Source organism: Intrasporangium sp. (assembly GCF_035280925.1).
In the GTDB taxonomy this organism is placed as follows: Bacteria; Actinomycetota; Actinomycetes; order Actinomycetales; family Dermatophilaceae; genus Intrasporangium.
Map to the genome: position 1 here is coordinate 12666 of NZ_DATEEY010000078.1, position 19212 is coordinate 31877.

Here is a 19212-nt window from a genome sequence, read left to right on the forward strand (position 1 = left end):
GGGCCCGGTCGCGGCCTCACGCCTCCCACCAGCGGGTTCGGGTTGACCGCCCCGGCGGGCCGAGGGGATAGCGTCGGGCCGTGACCGTCAACCCGGGATGGCCGGTGACCATCGCCCTGGTCGCCCTGCTGATCGTCACCGTCGTCGCGAACCAGGTCTTCCGGCACGGTCTCGGGCGTCAGGCGGTCGTGGCCGGCCTCAGGGCGGCGATCCAGCTGACGATCGCCGCGTCGATCATCACTGCTGTCATCGGCTCGCTCTGGCTCTCCGGCCTCGCCCTCCTCGGGATGTTCGTCATGGCGGTGGGCACCACGTGTCGACGGATCGAGAGCCCGCGTGCCCTGCCCTGGGCGGCGCTCGCGATGGCGTGCGGCATCGTGCCCGTCGTTGCGATCCTCCTTCTCACCGGGACGATCCCCTTCGAGGGCGTCGCCCTCATTCCCGTCGTGGGGATCGTCCTCGGCAACACGATGACAGTGCACACGCTCGTCGGCCGACGGTCGTTCGCCGCCCTCCGGGAGGAGCACGGCCAGTACGAGGCCGCCCTGTCCCTGGGCCTGTTGCCGTCGCAGGCCATCGAGGAGATCATCGCCCGACGGGTGCCCGAGGGGATCATGCCGAGCCTCGACCAGGTGAAGACGTCCGGAGTCGTGACCCTGCCCGGCGCCTTCATCGGCGTGATGCTCGGCGGCGGCAGCGCGGTTCAGGCTGCCACGGCCCAAGTGCTCGTCCTGTTCTCGATCATGGCGACGCAAGCCATCACGGCCGGTTTGGAAGGGCGGCTCATCAGGGCGCGTCACGTCCTGCCGGACGACCTGCGGGTCGCCCTCATCTCCTAACCGGCCCGCCGACGCTTGACGAGACTGACCCGCCCCGCGATCTCCGGCTCACGGGATGCGCGGCGGTAGCCCGCCTTCCGGTAGGTGCGCATCCGCTCCAGACTCCTGGCATCGGCCTCGAGAGAGAAGGTCCGTATGCCGCTGGGCGCGCTCTGCTCGGCAAGGCGAAGGAGGTGCGCCTCCAGTGCACCACCTCGCAGGTCAGGGGCCAGGAGCAGCTGGGAGATGCGCAGCTCGTCGCCGCACAGCTCGGTGCGGACCGAACCGACGAGGCGGCCGGCCTTGCGTGCGACCCACGTGCGCGTGCTCACGCCTTCCGTCACGTCGTCAACCGAAACGCTGAGCTCGGGGAGGTCGAGCGCGTCGGTGACCCGAGCCTCGTCGGCCGCGGCGGCCAGCGCCAGGGTGAAGAGCTCGGGGACGTCCGCAGGCGCCAGGAGCGCGACGTCGACGTCGGGCTCGCCCGGCACGGCCACCTGGGAGGGGTGGAGCAGGTCGGGACGCCGGGCCGCGGTCCGGGCGAGACGCTGGGCGTGCCGCCAGGCCGCGATCGCCGCATGGTCGCCGGAGAGCAGGACATCCGGCACCGCGCGGCCGTTCCAGACTCGGGGCTTGGTGTATATGGGGTACTCGAGCAGTCCATCCTCGTGCGACTCCTCGACGAGGGACTCGGCGTTTCCGACGACGCCGGGCAGGAGGCGGGCGATCGCCTCCACCATGGCGAGGACCGCGACCTCGCCGCCGTTGAGGACGTAGTCGCCCAGGCTGACCACGGAGACCTCGAGCCGGAGGTCCTCTCTCGCATGGTCATGGACGCGCTCGTCGATGCCCTCGTAGCGGCCGCAGGCGAACGCGAGCCATGGCTCGGCCGCGAGCGCGCGGGCCATCGCCTGCGTGAACCGGGTACCCCCCGGACCCGGCACGATGAGGTGCGGGCGAGCACCGGGTTCAGACTGCGCCAGGACGTGGTCCAGGGCCTCGGCCCAGGGCCCGGGCTTCATGACCATGCCCGCACCGCCGCCGTAGGGCGTGTCGTCGACGGTGCGGTGCCGATCGTGGGTGAAGTCCCGCAGGTCATGCGTGGCCACGGTGAGCAGCCCCTCCTGCCTGGCCTTGCCGATGAGCGACAGCTCCAGGGGCTGGAGGTACTCCGGAAAGATGGTGATGACGTCGATGCGCATCCGACGTCACGCCCCCGGTTCGCGGTACAGGTCGAAGAGCCCCGGGGGCGCATCGACGACGACGTGGTCGTCCGCGATGGTCGGCACGATGGCCTCGACGAACGGGACGTACGCCGTGACCCCGTCGGTGAGCTCGACGACCAGCCGGTCCTGGGCGGCGCCCACCTCCAGCCCCGTCACCTCGCCGAGCACCTCGCCTGCAGAGTCACGGACCTCGAGACCCCGCAGGTCGTCCTCGGACCACGCATCCTCGTCCTGCTCCGCGCCCGCCGCCTCGTCGAGCACGAGGCGAGTGCCGCGAAGGCCCTCGGCGCCCGTGCGGTCCGGGATCTCCTCGAAGGTGAGCAGCCAGATCCCGTTGTGGACTCGGGTCGATCTGATGGTGAGCTGCCGGGGCACGCCGGAACCTCGCGCCGCCTCCGTCTCGAGGACCTGCCCGACCGCGAATCGCCGCTCCGGCTCGTCAGTGTGCAGCTGGACGGTGACCTCGCCGCGCAGGCCGTGCGGCTTGCCGATCCGTGCCAGCACGATGCTCATTCCCAGATCCTGTCAGTACGGTTGTCCGATGGGCGAACCAGCCAGCTACGACGCAGTCTTCATCGGTTGGGGCAAGGGCAACAAGACGTGAGCGGGCGCCGCGCGTGACCACGCAGGGGACTCGGCGGCATACGCCTTCATGTGAGCCGCGCCGGGCCCGCGCGTGCCACGCAGACCGGCCCAGCGGCATACGGCCCGATGTGGAAGGGGCGCCCCGTAAACCCGGGGCGCCCCACTCACGTGATGGTGACGCTCAGCGCACGCGGTCCGTGTCGACGATGTCGACGCGGACGTTGCCGTTCCCCGCGAGCGCGCTGACGACGGTGCGAAGGGCGCTCGCCGTGCGGCCGGACCGGCCGATGACGCGGCCGAGGTCGTCTGGGTGGACCCGGACCTCGAGCAGCTCACCGCGACGCAGCTCCTTGCGACGCACGACGACATCCTCGTCGTGGTCGACGATGCCCTTGACGAGGTGCTCGAGCGCCTCCTCGAGCATGCTCAGGACTCGCTCTTCTCTGAGGTCTCGGTGCGCTCGGCCTCGGCCTCGGCGGTGGCCTTCGCCTCAGCGGCGTCCTCCGCGGCCTTGACGTCGGTGCTCTCCGGCGCGGCGTCGGCCTTCTTGGCGGCCTTCTTGCGCGGGGCCGGCGCGTCGTCGGTGGCCTTGCCCGCAGCGGCGACGGCAGCCTCGTAGCGCTCCTTCTTCGACGGGCCCTGCTCCTTGGTCCGGAGCGTGCCGTCGTTGATGACCTTGAGGAGGGCGGCGACGGCCTCGGTGGGCTGGGCGCCCTGGCCGATCCAGTAGTTCGCACGCTCCATGTCGATCTCGATGAGCGAGGGCTCCTCGGTCGGGTGGTACTTGCCGATCTCCTCGATCGCACGACCATCGCGCTTGGTGCGCGAGTCCATCACGACGACGCGGTAGAACGGTGCACGGATCTTGCCCATGCGCTTCAGACGAATCTTGACGGCCACTGGTGTGGTGTCTCCTGTTTCTTGTTGTGAGCACGGCAAGACCGGGTGGGGAACACGCGGGGAGCCGACGCTCGGTGTAGGCGTCCAGATCAGGCGAGAGGGTCCTGGCCCGACGGGTACAGCCGACCATTGTGCCAGACCGGCACGGGTGCCCCGGACCAGCAGGTGGCGGATACCGGCTGATCGGTCGGGTGGTGTGGACCGCGGCTCAACGGTCTGGCGCGGCGAATGCGGCGCGAACCGTCAGTGCCCGGTCGACGACGTCTCGCTTGTTCGCGTCCTCCATCGCGCGGAACACGGGAGCGACGGCGGGGTCCACTCCGGCACGCGCGAGCCCCATCCGCAGCTCTGGTCCGGCCAGCTTGCCCTCCACGACCCCTCCGATGGGTGAGCTGCGAAGCAGCTCGAAAAGGACCGCCGGCGTCTCGACCTTGGACGCGGAGTAGAGCGGTACGCCGAGCTCGACGGCCAGCTGGGGAGCGAGCCCGGTCGGCGCCAAGGCCGGCGGCCCCGTGACGACGGCCACGAGGCGACGTGCGGTCGCGTGGCGGTAGGGCACGGCCGGCCAGTCGCTCGACAGCATGGTGTAGCGGTCGTGGTCACGCCAGGCGCGGCGGCCGTCATGGCCCGGGAGATGGAGGAAGTCCTTGGAGAACCCCTCGTGGACGAAGCCGAGCGACCGAACGAGGCCGGCGGATCGTACGTTGGCCGGCTGGATGTTGGCTTCGACCCGATGCAACCCCATGCCTTGCGGCTCGTCGGCGAAGACGAGGTCGAGGATGATCTGGAGGCCCTCGGCGAACAGGCCCTTGCCGACGTAGGGGTCGTAGGCGTCGTAGCCGATGCTCGCGCTGTGGAAGGCCCCCCGAACGACGTTGCCGACATTGGCGCGGCCAACGAGGCCGTGGTCGCCCTCCGGTTCCAGGGCATGAACCATGAACGTCCGATAGGTCGGGGACTGGTTGGCGATGACGGCCGGCAGGTTGTGCGGGTCGGGCACGGCGAACTCCGACAGGCGAGCCGCGGACCGTGTGACTGCCGCGGCGTAGGCCGGCTGGTCCGCCGCGGACGGTGGGCGCACCTCGACCCGGTCCCCGCGGACGGCGGCGGGGACGACTGACTCAGCGGACAAGGCGGCCTCGCAGGACGATGCCCTTGGGCTCGGCGACCACCGTGACGTCCCCTCTCGGGTCCGCTCCGTAGACCACGAAGTCGGCGTCCTCCCCCTCCTCGATGCCCGGCCGCCCGAGCCAGGCGCGCGCCGCCCAGACCCCGGCGTCGAGGGCCTCGATCGTCGAGAGCCCCGCCCTGGTCAGCTCGACCATCTCCTGGGCCACGAGGCCATGCGGCAGGCTGCCACCCGCGTCGGTGCCGGTGAAGATCGGGATGCCGGCCTCGTGCGCCGCGCCGATGGTCGCGTGCCGGCGCACATGGAGGTCCAGCATGTGCCGGTGGTAGGCGGGGAACCTCTCTGCCGCGGGTGCCGCCAGGCTGGGGAAGTTGGCGATGTTGACGAGGGTCGGCACGATGGCGATGCCTTGGCGCGCGAACTGGTCGATCGTGTCCTCCTGGAGCCCCGTCGCGTGCTCGATGCAGTCGATGCCGGCATCAGCGAGATCCCTGAGCGACTGCTCGCCGAAACAGTGCGCGGTGACTCGCACGCCTTCCTCGTGAGCCGCGGCAACGGCGTCTGCGACGGCCTCGCGCGACCAGCTCGGGGCCAGGTCGCCGACCTCGCGGTCGATCCAGTCACCGACCAGCTTGACCCAGCCGTCGCCGCGGTGCGCCTCGAGCCGCACGTGGTCGACGAGCTGGTCCTCCTCGACCTCGTGCGCGTAGTTGCGGATGTAGCGGCGGGGTCGGGCGATGTGGCGCCCGGCTCGGATGATCTTCGGCAGGTCCTCGCGCTCGTCCACCCACCGCGTGTCACCCGGCTGGCCCGCATCACGGATGAGCAGCGTGCCGGCGTCGCGGTCGGTCAGCGCCTGTTCCTCGGCGACCTCCCGTGGGACGGCGCCGTGTGGGTCGAGGCCGACGTGACAGTGCGCGTCGACCAGCCCCGGAAGCACCCAGCCGTCGACCGTCTGTACCTCCCGGCCCGACCGCGGCGGCGTGAACGACACCTTGCCGTCGATGACCCAGACCTCGTCGCGGGTGGCGTCCCGCCCGACGAGGACCTGGCCGCGGACGTGAAGCACCGGCGCAGTCATGCCCAGACCCTACCCACGCGGCGCATGTCATGAGCGCCGCCCCGGCAAGCCATCGCGGCGCCGTCAGGTCACCGGCCAACCAGGAGGACGGGCGCTGGCGCTTCGCTCCGCTGGGACTCAGTTCTTGCCGAGGAACCTGTCGAAGCCCTTGGGCAGCTTCGACAGATCCAGGTCCGCCATCGGGTCGCCGCCGTCCTGGCCGGTGCCGGGCATGCCGAACGCCGACGCGGCAGCCTTGCTCCGACCCTCGGCGGCTCGCTGGGCGGCAGCCCGCTCCTCCGCCGCTCGCTTGGCCGGGTTGCCGCTCTTGCTCTTCTTGCGCTGCGGCTGCTGACGACCCCGCTTGCCGGCCCCGGGCACGCCCGGCATCCCCGGCAGGCCGCCACCGCCGCCGCGCGCCAGTGACTTCATCATCTTCTGGGCGTCGCGGAACCGCTCGAGGAGCTGGTTGACATCGGTCACGGTCACGCCGGAACCCTTGGCGATGCGCGCTCGTCGCGACCCGTTGATCTGCTTCGGGTGGGTCCGCTCGAACGGCGTCATCGAGCGGACCATCGCCTCGACCCGGTCGAACTCCCGGTCGTCGAACGAGTCGAGCTGGGCCCGCATCTGCTGCATGCCCGGCATCATCTTGAGCATCGACTTGAGCGAACCCATCTTCTTGATGGCGCTCATCTGCTGGAGGAAGTCCTCGAAGGTGAAGTCCTCCTCGGCGAGGAACTTGCGTGCCATCTCGTCGGCCTGGCGCTTGTCGAACGCCTGCTCGGCCTGCTCGATGAGCGTGAGCACGTCGCCCATGTCGAGGATGCGCCCGGCCATGCGGTCCGGGTGGAAGACCTCGATGTCGGTGACCTTCTCGCCGACCGACGCGAACATGATCGGCTCGCCGGTCACCTCGCGGATCGACAGTGCGGCGCCACCTCGCGCGTCGCCGTCGAGCTTGGACAGGACGACGCCGGTGAAGGCGACGCCCTCGTGGAAGGCCTGAGCCGTCTCGACGGCGGCCTGGCCGATCATGGCGTCGATGACGAAGAGGACCTCGTCCGGCTGGATCGCCTCGCGGATGTCGGCGGCCTGCTGCATGAGGTTGGCGTCGACCGCGAGACGGCCGGCGGTGTCGACGATGACGACATCGTGCTGCTGTGCGCGGGCGTGGTCGACACCGGCACGCGAGACGGCCACCGGGTCGCCGAAGCTCCGCGTTCCCTCCCCCGACCCAGCGACCGCGTCGTGGCCGCCGATGTTGCCGCGCTCCGGCGCGAAGACCTTCAGACCCGCCCGCTCACCGACGACTTCGAGCTGGGTGACGGCGTTCGGACGCTGGAGGTCGGCTGCGACGAGCAGCGGCGTGTGGCCGCGATCCCTGAGCCAGCGACCCAGCTTGCCGGCGAACGTCGTCTTGCCCGAACCCTGCAGGCCGGCGAGCATGATGACGGTCGGAGGGGTCTTGGCGAACCGGATCTGTCGCGTCTCGCCGCCGAGGATGGCGACGAGCTCCTCGTTGACGATCTTGACGACCTGCTGAGCCGGGTTGAGCGCCTGGCTCACCTCTTCACCGAGCGCGCGGTCGCGGACCGCGGCGGTGAACCGCTTGACGACGGGCAGCGCCACGTCGGCGTCGAGCAGCGCCAGCCGGATGTCGCGGATCGCCTTGTTGACGTCGGACTCCGACAGGCGACCCTTGCCGCGAAGGTTCTTGAAGGTGGCGGTCAGCCGGTCAGACAGGGTTGCGAACACCCGGCAACTTTAGCCGTTGGAGCGCGCACTTCCGATTCGGCTGGGTCCCATCCCCAGTCCGTATGCCGCTGAGCTCGCTTTCCGACGCATCCTCGCTCCCGCTCCTCCCGCCCACGGATCGGTCAGGGTCCGTCGCAGGTGTCGATGATCATCGCTACGGCCTGGGCAGCCCTGGCCGGCGCCAACCGGTGACCACCGAACTCGGTGACGTAGAACGTGTCGAGGGTCTGGCCGGCAAAGGTGGCGATGTGTGCCGAGCGCACGGCCAGGGCGGCGCGGGCCAGCGTGATTCCGATGTCCTGGAGCAGGCCCGGCCGGTCGGCCGCCCGCACCTCGATGACCGTGGCCGTGTCCGACGCGCCGCTGACCACCATGGCCCGCGTCGAGTCGGGAGACCCCGACCCGGCGCTGCGGACCGGTCCGGCCGCGGTTGCGGCGGTCGCTCTGCGCCGTTGGAGGCGACTGAGCGGGGAGCGGTCACCCGAGCCGATCCGGACCAGGTCGCGGGCGATGATGTCGGGCAGGGGCCGATCGCCTCCGGGCGAGTCGATCCACCACTCGTTGACGGCCAGGCCATCGAGGGTCCGGACGAGGGCGGAGCGCACGACGAAGCCGTGCGCGGCCAGCAGCCCGGCGGTGTCGGCGAAGAGGCCGACCCGGTCCCGGTCGATGATGTCGACGCGGTGTGCGCCACCCATTGAGGTGACCGTGACGTGGGGGTGCCCGACCGCCACCTCGTCCAGCACCTCCGGACGGAGGGTCAGGGATTCGATCGACTCGATCGGCTCGATCGCGAGGGGACCGCCAGCCCCGTTGGCAGAGACGAGGGCAGCACGGCAGGCCGCGTAGAGCCGGGCGACGAGTCCGGCGCGCCAGTCGGTCCAGGCCTTCGGCCCGGCGGCCGACGCGTCCGCCTCGGTCAGGGCCCGGAGCAGGTCGAGGGTCATGACCGACCCGTCGACGGCCTGCGCGAGGGCCGAGATCGTCGCCGGGTCCTCCGGGTCGCGCCGCGTCGCGAGCTCGACGAGGGTGAGGTGCTCGCGGACGAGCCGGACGACGACCTCCCGGTCCGCGGCGCCCGTACCCATCCGGCGCAGGATGCCGTCGGCCAGACCGGCTCCGACGTGGGAGTGGTCCATGGCGCCCGCAACCTTGCCGATGTCGTGGAGCAGGGCCGCGAGCACGAGGAGGTCGGGTCGGGCCACGTCCCGCACGAAGCCGCTCGCGGACACGACCGTCTCGACGAGGTGCCGGTCGACGGTGTGCCGGTGCACGGCGTTGCGCTGGGGCCGGCTCCGCACGGCGGCCCATTCGGGGATCCACCGCTCGACGATCCCGGCGAGGTCGAGCCCTTCCCACACGGTGACGACCCCGGGACCCGCCGCCAGGAGGTCGGCGAAGACGTCACGCGCGGCCTCCGGCCAGGGGTCGCCCGGGCTCGGCGAGTGGACGGCGAGGTTGCGGAGCGTGGCCGGCGAGAGCGGGATCGCGTTGCGGGCGGCGACGAGAGCGGCTCGAAACGGGATGACCGGGTCGGACGTGACCTCCGCCGATGGCCCGAGGACCGCCTCGCCGTCGTGCCGGTACAGCCCGTAGCCGAGGGGCACGAGCTGCGGTCGCCGCGGGCCCACGCGGAGGGTACGGGCACGTTGCGACTGGAGCGCCCGCCGCAGCGTGCCATCCACCGCGTAGGCGACGATGCGCGCCGAGCCGGACAGCTCGGTCAGCATGGAGTCCGCGTCCACGTGGCCGAGCAGCGCCGCGCAGGGGTCCTGGTCCTCGCGGACGAGCCGATCGCGGCCCCGGCCGGTGACCACGTGGATCGCATCGCGCACGTCGAGGATGCGTTCGTACGCCTCGTCCACCTCGCCGTGCGGCCGGTCCGTGAGCCACGCCTCCGTCAGGGCCCGGAGCACGGTCAGGTCACGGAGCCCCCCGTGGGCCTCCTTGAGGTCCGGCTCGACGAGGTGGGCCAGGTCACCCTGCCGCGCGTGCCTCGCCAGGACCAGCTCCTGCAGCTCCGGCAGCCGGGTCCGCGCGTTGGCGCGCCAGTCGTGCGCCACGGTGGACCGTGCGGCGTTGACGACGTCGACGTCACCTGCCACGTGCGTGAGGTCGAGCAGGCCCATCGCTGCGGAGAGGTCGTCCGACGCCACAGCCCTGCAGTCCGCGACGGTGCGGACGCTGTGGTCGAGCCGCACCCCGGCGTCCCAGACCGGGTACCACAGCCGATCAGCGAAGGCAGCGACCTCCTTGCCGGACAGGCCCCTCGGGTGGTGCACGAGGACGAGGTCGTAGTCGCTCAACGGCCCACCATCGCCTCGGGCCAGGGAGCCGACCGCAGCGAGGGCGACGCCCTCCCGGCGACGGCCGGCGCAGGCCTCGCGCCAGAGCTGCTGCAGCCAGCCGAAGCCGAACTCCGCGATCGCCCGACGGCGGAGGCGGCCCGCCCCGGGGGTCGCGAAACCACGCGTCCCGGCGAGGTCCAGTCGTCGTGTCGTCACATCGCTCATGAGGACCTCGCCGGGCCTTTCGCTCGATGGGTCGGGACTGCTCCGATGGCATCGGGACCCCGCCGTCTCTGTGGGGCCGAGGTCAGAGTGCAGCCGGGCCCCGCTCGCCAGTGCGGACGCGGACCACCTCGTCGACGGGCACGGACCAGATCTTCCCGTCGCCGATGCGGCCGGTCTGGGCCGACTTGAGGATCACCTCGATGACGTCGGGGGCATCGAGGTCCTCGACGAGCACCTCCATGCGGACCTTGGGCACGAAGTCGACGGTGTACTCGGCGCCGCGGTAGACCTCGCTGTGGCCGCGCTGGCGGCCGTAGCCGCTGGCCTCGCTGACCGTCATCCCGGTGACCCCGAAGGCCTCGAGGGCCTCCTTCACGTCGTCGAGCTGGTGTGGCTTGATGATGGCGGTGACGAGCTTCATGCGTTGACCTCCTTGCGGGTTGCCGGTGCGGCTGCCGGAACGGCCGGTCCCGCCCCCCGCCCGATGGCGGCACCGAGGCTGCCCCAGTCGTAGCCGGTCTCGGCGTGGACGTTCTGGTCGATGCCCGCGGTCTCCTCGTCCTCGGAGATGCGCCAGCCCAGGGTGGCCTTGAGCGCGAGGGCGAGGACGATGGTGACGAGCCCCGAGAGGACGACCGCGGCCAGTGCGATGACCGCCTGCACGACGAGCTGCTGGATGCCGCCGCCGTAGAGGAGACCGGTGTCCATTCCGAGCAGGCCGATGGCGACGGTCCCCCAGAGACCGGCGACGAGGTGGACGCCGACGACGTCGAGCGAGTCGTCGTAGCCGAGTCGGTACTTGAGGCCGACGGCGAGGGCGCACAGCGCGCCGGCGACGAGGCCCAGGGCGAGTGAGCCGACGGGCGAGAGCGCGCCCGCGGCCGGGGTGATGGCGACGAGGCCGGCGACGACTCCGGATGCGGCGCCCAGCGAGGTGGCGTGGCCGTCACGCACCTTCTCCGTGATGAGCCAGCCGAGCATCGCGGCACACGTCGCGGCCGTCGTGTTGATCCAGGCGAGACCGGCCGTGCCGTCGGCGGCGAGCGCCGAGCCGGCGTTGAAGCCGAACCAGCCGAACCACAGGAGAGCGGCACCCAGCATGACGAAGGGCAGGTTGTGCGGACGCATCGCGATCCTGCCGAAGCCCTTGCGCCTGCCCACGACCAGGGCGAGGACCAGCGCGGCCATGCCGGCGTTGATGTGCACGACGGTGCCCCCGGCGAAGTCGATCGGAGCCACCGCGGCGGCTGCGTCGTCACCGGTCCCACTGACGCCGAACAGCTTGGCGGCGAGGCCGTCCGGCGAACCGGACAGCAGGCCGCCGCCCCAGACCATGTGGGCGAGCGGGAAGTAGGCGAGCGTGACCCAGATGCCGGCGAAGACCAGCCACGTGCCGAACCTGGCCCGGTCGGCGATGGCGCCGCTGATCAGCGCGACGGTGATGATCGCGAAGGTGATCTGGAAGGCGACGTTGACGACGGCAGGGTACGAGCCGGTCAGGATGTACTCGCCTGCGGAGTCGGTGATGGTCCCGTTCAGCCCGAACCACTCGAAGGGGTTGGCGAACAGCCCACCGATGGAGCTCGGTCCGTAGGACATCGAGTAGCCCCAGAGGACGTAGACGACACCGACGACGCCGATGGCGCCGAACGACATCATCATCATGTTGAGGACGGACTTGGCGCGGACCATGCCGCCGTAGAAGAAGGCGAGGCCGGGAGTCATCAGAAGCACCAACGAGGCGCTGATGAGCATCCAGGCGGTGTCGCCGCTGTCGAGTGCGTTTTCCATGTCGAGGATCCTGTGGATGACGCGTTTCCACGGCTCGCCCGGCGTGTTACATCCGTGTCAACAACGGGACCCGACTGTTATTGCTGCGTTTCGCACGAAGAGCCCGCCCACCATGCGGACAGGCCCTGCGCGATGGCGCTCGCCCGGCTCACTCCACGATGGCGTCGACGAAGGCCTCGGGGTCGAAGGGCGCCAGGTCATCCGGGCCCTCACCCAGCCCGACGAGCTTGACCGGCACGCCGAGCTGGCGCTGGACGGCGACGACGATGCCGCCCTTGGCCGTGCCGTCGAGCTTCGTCAGCACGATGCCGGTGACGTCGACGGCTTCGGCGAAGACCTTCGCCTGCTGCAGGCCGTTCTGGCCCGTCGTGGCGTCGAGCACGAGGAGCACCTCGTCGATCTCGCTCTGCTTCTCGATGACCCGCTTGACCTTGCCCAGCTCGTTCATCAGGTCGACCTTGTTGTGGAGGCGTCCAGCCGTGTCGATGATGACGACATCGACCTCCTGCTCGATCCCGGCCTTGACCGCGTCGAACGCGACGGCGGCAGGGTCGGCGCCCTCCTTGTCGGACCGGACCGTCGGCACTCCGACGCGGGCGCCCCACGTGTCGAGCTGGTCCGCGGCCGCGGCGCGGAACGTGTCCGCTGCGCCCAGCAGCACGTCACGGTCCTCGGCAACGAGGACGCGGGCGAGCTTGCCGACCGTCGTCGTCTTGCCGGTGCCGTTGACACCGACGACGAGGATGACGGCGGGGCGCACGCCGACGCGCGACGACGCAATGCGACGGTCCATGTCGGGCTGGACGAGACCGAGCAGGTCCTCCCTGAGCCACTCGCGGGCGGTCGCCTCGTCGGTTGTCCCGTCGACCTTCACCTTGGTCCGGAGTGAAGCGATGAGCTCCTCGGTCGCCTCGACGCCGAGGTCGGCGCCGATGAGGGTGTCCTCGACGTCCTCCCAGGCCTCCTCGTCCAGCCGACCGCGCGACAACAGCGCGAGCAGCCCCTTGCCGAGAGCCGTGTTGGACCGGGCCAGCCGGGCACGGAGACGCTGGAGGCGACCGCGGGCGGACTCCGGGCGCTCGATGGTGGGCAGCGGCTCCGGGATGGGCGGGAGAGTCTCCTCCGGGGCCTCGGTCGTGACGGTCCCGGCTGGTGGCGCCTCGGTCTCCGGTCGCTGCTCGAGCTCCTCGGTGGGCAGCCCCCGTGCGCCCGGCGAGGGAGGAGCCTGCACCTCGCGCCCGGGGGCGCCCCGTCCGCGCAGGAGGCCGACGGTGATGCCGACCCCCAGAGCGAGGATGAGGACGCCGATGATCACGTAGAGCCAGAGGTTTTCCACGTCGTCCATCCAATCACGGCCAGCCGACCCGGCCCTCCGGTGCGGCTCCCACCCAGCCACTCCCGTCGACCGTGCAGCTGCTGCCGGCGATTGGGGGACGAGTGACGGGACGTGACGTCAGGTCTGTGCCCGGACAACCCGGCCTGACCGGACTTGGTCCCGTCATTTCTCCCACGCCGAGTGGCGCGAACTGCACACTCGACGAGAAGCGAGCTCAGCGGCATACGACCATGCCGTATGCCGCTGAGCGAGCTGCCGCTCGGAACGCCGCCTCAGGCGGACTGCGGGGTGGCGATGTCCCGCAGGCGCTGCGAGACCACCGTCGTCACGCCGTCGCCGCGCATGCTCACGCCGTAGAGGGCGTCGGCGATCTCCATCGTCTTCTTCTGGTGCGTGATGACGATCAGCTGGGAGCTGTCGCGCAGCTCCTCGAAGAGGGTCAGGAGGCGGCCCAGGTTGGCGTCGTCCAGCGCCGCCTCGACCTCGTCCATGATGTAGAAGGGCGACGGGCGCGCCTTGAAGATCGCGACGAGCAGGGCCACGGCCACGAGGGAGCGCTCACCACCGGAGAGCAGCGACAGGCGCTTGATCCTCTTGCCCGGCGGGCGTGCCTCGACCTCGAGCCCGGTCGTCAGCAGGTTGGACGGGTCGGTGAGGACGAGCCGTCCCTCGCCGCCGGGGAAGAGCCGCTGGAAGACCCGCTCGAACTGCACAGCCGTGTCCTCGAACGCCTCGGCGAAGACCCGCTCGACGCGCTCGTCGACCTCCCTGACGATGTCGAGCAGGTCACGTTTGGAGCTCTTGAGGTCCTCGAGCTGCTCCGTGAGGAACTTGTGCCGCTCCTCGAGGGCGGAGAACTCCTCCAGGGCCAGCGGGTTGATCCGCCCCAGGGCGTTCAGCTTTCGCTCGGCCTGCCGGAGCCGCTTCTCCTGCACGTCGCGGACGAACGGGCCCGGGTCCGGAACCGGCGCCTCCGGGTCGGCGTCCGGGTCCGGCACGACGGGCACGAGCTGGTGGGGGCCGTACTCCTCGACGAGGGACTCGGGAGAGATGCCCAGCTCCTCGACGGCCTTCTGCTGGAGCTGCTCGATGCGCAGGCGCTGCTGGGCCCGGGCGACCTCGTCCCGGTGGACGCTGTCCGTGAGCTCACGCAGCTCGTTCTGCAACGTCGCGATGTCACGCCGCACCACGGCCAGCTCGGCGTCGCGCTCGTTGCGCGCGTCCTCGGCGGCGCGTCGGGCGGCGTCGGCCTCGTCGGCGGAGTCGACGAGCAGGCCGTGTGCCCACTCAGCGGCCACGCGAACCGCTTCGGCCACCCGGGCCTCACGCTGCCGGCGAGCCCGCCTCGCCGCCAGACGCTCCCGAGCCTCCTCCTCCTGGCGCGCGGCCCGTTCCAGCGCATCGGCACGGTCGCGTAGGGCGCGGGCACGCTCCTCTCGGGTGCGCAGCCCGAGGCGCAGCTCGGTCTCTGCCGCCCGGGCCTGCCGGGCGAGGTCGTCGAGCCGATCCCGCTCCTCCGTTGAGGCCTCGGCGTCGACGTCACCTTGGGCGCTGGCCGCGTCGAGCCGGTCGAGCAGCTCGGCATGCGCGGCCTGGTCCGCCTCGAGGGCGGCCCGTGCGTCGGCGATCGCCTTCTCGGTGCGCTCCACCTCGGCTCGTGCCGCCCGGAGGCTCTGGCCCAACGACCCCAGTCGCTCGGCGACCGCGGACATCCGGGCGTCGCTCTCGTGGAGGCGCTCGAGGCAGGCCTCGACCCGTTCGTTCGCGTCGGTGCGCGACGCGTCGGCCGTGGCCACCGCGAACCGGGCCCGCTCCCCATCCGTCGTCGCCCGGTCGACCTCGGCCTGCGCCCGGTCCAGAGCGGCCTGGAGCTCGAGCAGGCTGGGCGCGCTGAGGCTGCCACCGCGCACGAGCCCGGGCCCGTAGACGTCACCTTCGCGCGTCACGGCGGTCACGCCAAGGTGGGTGCGCACGAGGCGCGTTGCCTCGCGCGCACTCTCGACCAGGGCGACGCGCTCGAGGGCCTGCTCCACTGCCGGGCGCACCGACTCGGCACACTGGACGACGTCCCGGACCCAGCGGGCCCCGCCGTCGAGAGCCGGCCACCCCGACGGGTCGACCGGGCCTGCCGACTCCGCGACGAGCAGGCTCGCCCGTCCGGCGTCGTCGGCCCGGAGGGTGTCGAGCGCCCTGGCCGCGGCGTCGAGGGAGCGGACCGCGAGCGCCTCGGCCGCCGGGCCGAGCGCGGCGGCGACCGCGTTCTCGAGGCCCGGGTCGACGCTCACGAGGGAGGCCACCGACCCGATGATCCCATGCGACTCGAGGTCTTCCTGGGCCGCGGCGAGGAGCGTCGCAGCGCCGTCCTTCCGGCTGAGGCTGAGCTCGAGCGTCTCGACGCGCGCGGCAGCGGTGGTCCGAACCCGGTCAGCGGCTGCCTCGGCTTCCCGCCACCGGGCGAGCTCGGCTTCGGCTGCCTCGAGCTCCGCTGCGGCCTCCTCGTACGCGGTGTCGAGTCCCTCCTCGCCCTCCTCGTCCTGGGCGACGCCCGCCTCGAGGCGGGCGAACTCCCGCTCTGCCTCCGCTGCGCGCGCCAGGGCCTGCTCGGCGGTGGACCGGAGCCGCCCGATCTCCGCCTCGCGCGCCTCGATCCGGGACGCCTTCGCGCCGACCTGGCCGCCGAGCTTGGCGAGGCCTTCGCGGCGGTCGGCGGCTGCACGCGTCGCCCGGGCGAGCCGCGCGGTCTCCTCCGCGTGGTTGCGCTCGGCCTCGGTGCGGGCGAGGACCGCCTCCTCGAGGGTCGCCCGGACCTCCTCGATCTCGGCGCGCAGGGCCTCGTCCTGCGCGCGGACGTCAGCGGCCTGCGCGCGCAGCTGGTGTGGGTCACGCGTCGACTGAGCCTCGTCGCCCTCGCCGTCGTCCTCGCTGAGCAGCCGCACGCGCTCGGACGCGAGCGACAGAGTCGACGCCATCCGCTCGGCGAGTCGGCTGAGGGACACGTACTCGTCCTGCGCCACCGTCAGGGCCGGTCGCGCCTCCTGCGCAGCAGCCTCGAGCCCGGCCAGCCGCTGGGCGAGGTCGGCCATGGCCTCCTCGACCTCGGTGCGACGCTGGATGAGTGCCGTCTCGTCGGCCACCTCCTGCTCGAGCGTCGACGTGAGCTGGACGAGGTCGTCAGCGAGCAGCCGCAGCCGCGCGTCGCGGGCCTCGGCCTGGATCACGGCTGCCTTGCGGGCCGTCTCCGCCTGGCGCCCGAGCGGGCCGAGCTGGCGCCGGATCTCCCCGGTGAGGTCCTGCACGCGGGTGAGGTTGGCCTCCATCGTCTCGAGCTTGCGCAGCGCGCGTTCCTTGCGCTTGCGGTGCTTGAGGACACCGGCCGCCTCCTCGATGAATCCCCGACGCTCCTCCGGAGTGGCCCGCAGCACCGTGTCGAGCTGTCCCTGGCCGACGATGACGTGCATCTCCCGACCGATGCCGCTGTCGGACAGCAGCTCCTGGATGTCGAGCAGGCGACACGGCGTGCCGTTGATGGCGTAGTCCGAGCCGCCGTTGCGGAACATCGTCCGCGAGATCGTCACCTCGGTGTAGTCGATGGGCAGCGCACCGTCGGTGTTGTCGATCGTCAGGGCCACCTCGGCGCGCCCGAGCGGTGGGCGCCCCGCCGTGCCGGCGAAGATGACGTCCTCCATCTTGCCGCCGCGCAGGGACTTGGCACCCTGCTCCCCCATCACCCAGGCGAGCGCATCGACGACGTTGGACTTGCCGGAGCCGTTCGGCCCGACGATGCAGGTGATGCCGGGCTCGAGCCGCAGGTGGGTCGCCGATGCGAAGGACTTGAAGCCCTTCAGAGTGACGCTCTTGACATACACGACCCGATGGTTCCTTCGTCCGACTGCGTTGCGACCCGCACACTCCACCTGCGCGAGATCCCGGTCAGAGTACTAGCCAGCGGCAGCGGAACCGGGGACCTCACGCACGACCGAGCTCAGCGGCATCCGGCCGTATGGTGGCGTGCGTGAGCACGCTCGACCACCTCGTCGTCGCCGCCGCGGACCTCCAGGAGGGCTCGCGGTGGGTGGAGGAGCGGCTCGGGGTGGGCCTCGAAGCGGGCGGCCGACACGCCAGCTTCGGCACCCACAACCGCCTGCTCTCGCTCGGCCCGGACAGCTACCTCGAGGTCATCGCGGTCGACCCCGAGGCTCCCCCGCCACCACGCCCCCGGTGGTTCGAGCTCGACGGTCCGGCCATGCGCGAGCGCCTGGGCGCTGGACCGGCTCTCGTCCACTGGGTGGTGCGGGTGGACTCCGTCGACGGGATCACCGACCCGCTCGAGCTGAGGCGCGGTGACAACCGCTGGGTCATCGGGGTCCCTCCAGACGGCCGTATGCCGCTGAGCGGGCTTGCGCCGTCGCGCATCCTCTGGCGCACTCCCCCTCCGGCAACTCTCCTGCCGGACAAAGGCATTCGACTGGCCGAGCTGCGGCTGTCGACTGGTGAGCCGGCCGCCGTCACTGATGCGGTGGCGGGGGTCAGCGGTCCGGTCGTGGTCGTCGAAGGGCCGCCCGGACTCTCCGCGACCTTCGACACCTCGACCGGGCCCGTGGAGATGGGCCACGTACGGTGATGGAGTGAACGACCTCCACACGATCACGTCCATCGAGCGACTCCTCGAGGTGTACCCCAACGATCCCGGGGCGACCTCGATCCGCAAGGAGTCGCCAGTCCTCACGCCGTCGTACGCCGCGTTCATCACCGCCGCCCCCTTCTGCGTCGTGTCCACGGTGGGCCGGGGGGGCCTCGACCAGTCACCTCGCGGGGACGCCCCCGGGTTCGTCCGGGTGCGGGACGAGCGGACCCTCGTCATCCCCGACCGGCGCGGCAACAACCGGCTCGACACGCTGCGCAACCTCATCGCGGACGCGCGTGTCGGGCTGCTCTTCCTCGTGCCGGGTGTCGGGCACGAGCTCCGCGTGCGGGGCACCGCCGTGGTGTCGACCGACCCGGACGAGCTGGCGCATCACGAGGTGCGCGGCGTGCTGCCCGCCTCGGTCCTCGTGGTGGCGGTCGAGCGGGTGTACTTCCAGTGCGCGCGGGCGATCAAGCGGTCGCGCCTGTGGGAACCCGGCGCCTGGCCGGACCAGGCGTCGGTTCCGAGCGCCGGTCAGATGACGCTCGAGGCGGGCGGGTTCGGGTCGCTGGATGAGGCCCGGGACTACGACGCGGCGCTCGACGAGCGCCAGAACGCCACCCTCTACTGACGCTCGTCACTCGTCGCCGGAGGCGATCTGCTCGTGGTGGTGGATGACCTCGGCGATGATGAAGGTCAGGAACTTCTCCGCGAAGACCGGGTCGAGCCCTGCCTCGTCGGCCAGGGCACGCAATCGGGCGATCTGCCGTTCCTCCCGGGCGGGGTCCGCCGGCGGCAGGTTCCGCTCGGCCTTGAGCCGACCCACCTGCTGCGTGCACTTGAACCGCTCGGCGAGCAGGTGGACGAGCGCAGCATCGATGTTGTCGATGCTGCTCCTGAGCCGAAGCAGCTCGGCAGGCACCTGCGGGTCCATCTCCGGCTCGGTCACCGCAACAGGCTAGGCGAGCCGTCTCGGCCGGGAGGGCCGACGACCGAGGGGCGGACTGCGCCTTGGGCCATCCGTCCCCCCGACGGCGGGACTGGAGCCGGAGGCGATCGCACCGGCCGGCGGGTCAGCCCTCGACGAAGCCGCTGAGGTCCTCGCGGGTGCGTCCGGGTTGCACGACGACGGACTCGATGTTTCCGGGGCGCCGAGTCGTCGTCGGCTCCTCGCGCAGCAGCTGCTCGAGCTGGTGCACCGCGTCGGGATCACCCTGTGCGACGACCTCGACCCGCCCGTCCACCAGGTTGCGGGCGTGACCGACGAGACCGAGCTCGAGTGCGCGTGCCCGGGTCCACCACCGGAAGCCGACGCCCTGCACGCGGCCACGGACGAAGAACGTCACGCGCGACACCTCACCCATGCGGACACGGTACGACCCGGCGTGCACGGTGTGGCCGCGACCACGCGACAGACCGGGCGCGCGTCGGCAGCGAGCCCAACGGCATACGGAATGGCGGTCGTGGCCTGC

Annotated in this window: 17 protein-coding genes; 3 read left to right on the top strand and 14 right to left on the bottom strand. The window is 71.5% G+C overall.

Annotated elements, in window-relative coordinates; translation table 11 throughout:
* Positions 1-80: 80 nt before the first annotated feature.
* A complete protein-coding gene (locus tag VJN29_RS08165; RefSeq protein ID WP_324143132.1) occupies positions 81-839 on the top strand; it encodes an ABC transporter permease in 759 nt (252 codons plus the stop codon).
* Here VJN29_RS08165 and trmD read toward each other — a convergent pair.
* From trmD to smc, 12 genes are all read right to left on the bottom strand, one after another.
* Positions 836-2020 (bottom strand): tRNA (guanosine(37)-N1)-methyltransferase TrmD, encoded by a 1185-nt coding sequence (gene trmD, locus VJN29_RS08170; RefSeq protein WP_324143133.1) that lies wholly within the window; start codon positions 2018-2020, stop codon positions 836-838. The two genes, VJN29_RS08165 and trmD, sit on opposite strands and share 4 nt — an antisense overlap.
* 6 nt (positions 2021-2026) lie before the next feature.
* A complete protein-coding gene (gene rimM / locus VJN29_RS08175; protein ID WP_324143134.1) occupies positions 2027-2557 on the bottom strand; it encodes a ribosome maturation factor RimM in 531 nt (176 codons plus the stop codon).
* A 253-nt stretch (positions 2558-2810) separates the two neighbouring features.
* The gene (locus VJN29_RS08180) at positions 2811-3053 is read right to left on the bottom strand and encodes an RNA-binding protein (protein ID WP_324143135.1); all 243 of its coding nucleotides are present in this window, start codon (positions 3051-3053) and stop codon (positions 2811-2813) included.
* 2 nt (positions 3054-3055) lie between these two features.
* Positions 3056-3529, bottom strand: coding sequence for a 30S ribosomal protein S16 (gene rpsP / locus VJN29_RS08185; protein ID WP_324143136.1), 474 nt, complete (start codon positions 3527-3529; stop codon positions 3056-3058).
* A 208-nt stretch (positions 3530-3737) separates the two neighbouring features.
* Entirely contained in the window at positions 3738-4661 is a 924-nt protein-coding gene (locus VJN29_RS08190) for a GNAT family N-acetyltransferase (RefSeq protein WP_324143137.1), read from the bottom strand.
* Positions 4651-5739: an amidohydrolase family protein gene (locus VJN29_RS08195; protein WP_324143138.1), complete on the bottom strand. Its 1089-nt coding sequence runs from the start codon at positions 5737-5739 to the stop codon at positions 4651-4653. The genes VJN29_RS08190 and VJN29_RS08195 overlap by 11 nt, the downstream gene beginning before the upstream one ends.
* Before the next feature lie 117 nt (positions 5740-5856).
* Positions 5857-7476, bottom strand: a complete 1620-nt coding sequence (ffh, locus tag VJN29_RS08200) for a signal recognition particle protein (RefSeq protein WP_324143139.1) — start codon at positions 7474-7476, stop codon at positions 5857-5859.
* Positions 7477-7598: 122 nt separating this feature from the next.
* Entirely contained in the window at positions 7599-9989 is a 2391-nt protein-coding gene (locus tag VJN29_RS08205) for a [protein-PII] uridylyltransferase (RefSeq protein ID WP_324143140.1), read from the bottom strand.
* Between the two features lie 82 nt (positions 9990-10071).
* Positions 10072-10410 (bottom strand): P-II family nitrogen regulator, encoded by a 339-nt coding sequence (locus VJN29_RS08210; RefSeq protein WP_324143141.1) that lies wholly within the window; start codon positions 10408-10410, stop codon positions 10072-10074.
* Positions 10407-11780: an ammonium transporter gene (locus tag VJN29_RS08215; protein WP_324143142.1), complete on the bottom strand. Its 1374-nt coding sequence runs from the start codon at positions 11778-11780 to the stop codon at positions 10407-10409. The genes VJN29_RS08210 and VJN29_RS08215 overlap by 4 nt, the downstream gene beginning before the upstream one ends.
* A gap of 148 nt (positions 11781-11928) precedes the next feature.
* Complete coding sequence (gene ftsY, locus VJN29_RS08220; RefSeq protein ID WP_324143143.1) at positions 11929-13125, bottom strand: signal recognition particle-docking protein FtsY; 1197 nt, start codon at positions 13123-13125, stop codon at positions 11929-11931.
* Positions 13126-13388: 263 nt separating this feature from the next.
* Positions 13389-16982, bottom strand: coding sequence for a chromosome segregation protein SMC (gene smc / locus VJN29_RS08225; RefSeq protein ID WP_324143144.1), 3594 nt, complete (start codon positions 16980-16982; stop codon positions 13389-13391).
* A gap of 146 nt (positions 16983-17128) precedes the next feature.
* Here smc and VJN29_RS08230 point away from each other — a divergent pair, with 146 nt between their 5' ends.
* Together VJN29_RS08230 and VJN29_RS08235 are read left to right on the top strand one after the other, a co-directional pair.
* On the top strand, positions 17129-17737 hold the full coding sequence (locus VJN29_RS08230) for a VOC family protein (protein ID WP_324143145.1): 609 nt from the start codon (positions 17129-17131) through the stop codon (positions 17735-17737).
* Between the two features lie 4 nt (positions 17738-17741).
* Entirely contained in the window at positions 17742-18371 is a 630-nt protein-coding gene (locus VJN29_RS08235) for an MSMEG_1061 family FMN-dependent PPOX-type flavoprotein (protein WP_324143146.1), read from the top strand.
* Positions 18372-18377: 6 nt separating this feature from the next.
* On the opposite strand, the gene VJN29_RS08240 is transcribed toward VJN29_RS08235, so the two are convergent.
* Together VJN29_RS08240 and VJN29_RS08245 are read right to left on the bottom strand one after the other, a co-directional pair.
* Entirely contained in the window at positions 18378-18674 is a 297-nt protein-coding gene (locus tag VJN29_RS08240) for a chorismate mutase (protein ID WP_324143197.1), read from the bottom strand.
* Positions 18675-18813: 139 nt separating this feature from the next.
* Positions 18814-19104 (bottom strand): acylphosphatase, encoded by a 291-nt coding sequence (locus VJN29_RS08245; RefSeq protein WP_324143147.1) that lies wholly within the window; start codon positions 19102-19104, stop codon positions 18814-18816.
* Positions 19105-19212: the final 108 nt, after the last annotated feature.

Excerpts from the sequence above, each read along its gene's own strand:
- VJN29_RS08245 (WP_324143147.1), bottom strand. The coding sequence starts at position 19,104 with ATGGGTGAGGTGTCGCGCGTGACGTTCTTCGTCCGTGGCCGCGTGCAG.
- VJN29_RS08195 (WP_324143138.1), bottom strand. The coding sequence starts at position 5,739 with ATGACTGCGCCGGTGCTTCACGTCCGCGGCCAGGTCCTCGTCGGGCGG.
- rimM (WP_324143134.1), bottom strand. The coding sequence starts at position 2,557 with ATGAGCATCGTGCTGGCACGGATCGGCAAGCCGCACGGCCTGCGCGGC.
- VJN29_RS08215 (WP_324143142.1), bottom strand. The coding sequence starts at position 11,780 with ATGGAAAACGCACTCGACAGCGGCGACACCGCCTGGATGCTCATCAGC.
- VJN29_RS08205 (WP_324143140.1), bottom strand. The coding sequence starts at position 9,989 with ATGAGCGATGTGACGACACGACGACTGGACCTCGCCGGGACGCGTGGT.
- trmD (WP_324143133.1), bottom strand. The coding sequence starts at position 2,020 with ATGCGCATCGACGTCATCACCATCTTTCCGGAGTACCTCCAGCCCCTG.
- VJN29_RS08180 (WP_324143135.1), bottom strand. The coding sequence starts at position 3,053 with ATGCTCGAGGAGGCGCTCGAGCACCTCGTCAAGGGCATCGTCGACCAC.
- VJN29_RS08210 (WP_324143141.1), bottom strand. The coding sequence starts at position 10,410 with ATGAAGCTCGTCACCGCCATCATCAAGCCACACCAGCTCGACGACGTG.
- ftsY (WP_324143143.1), bottom strand. The coding sequence starts at position 13,125 with ATGGACGACGTGGAAAACCTCTGGCTCTACGTGATCATCGGCGTCCTC.
- VJN29_RS08240 (WP_324143197.1), bottom strand. The coding sequence starts at position 18,674 with ATGGACCCGCAGGTGCCTGCCGAGCTGCTTCGGCTCAGGAGCAGCATC.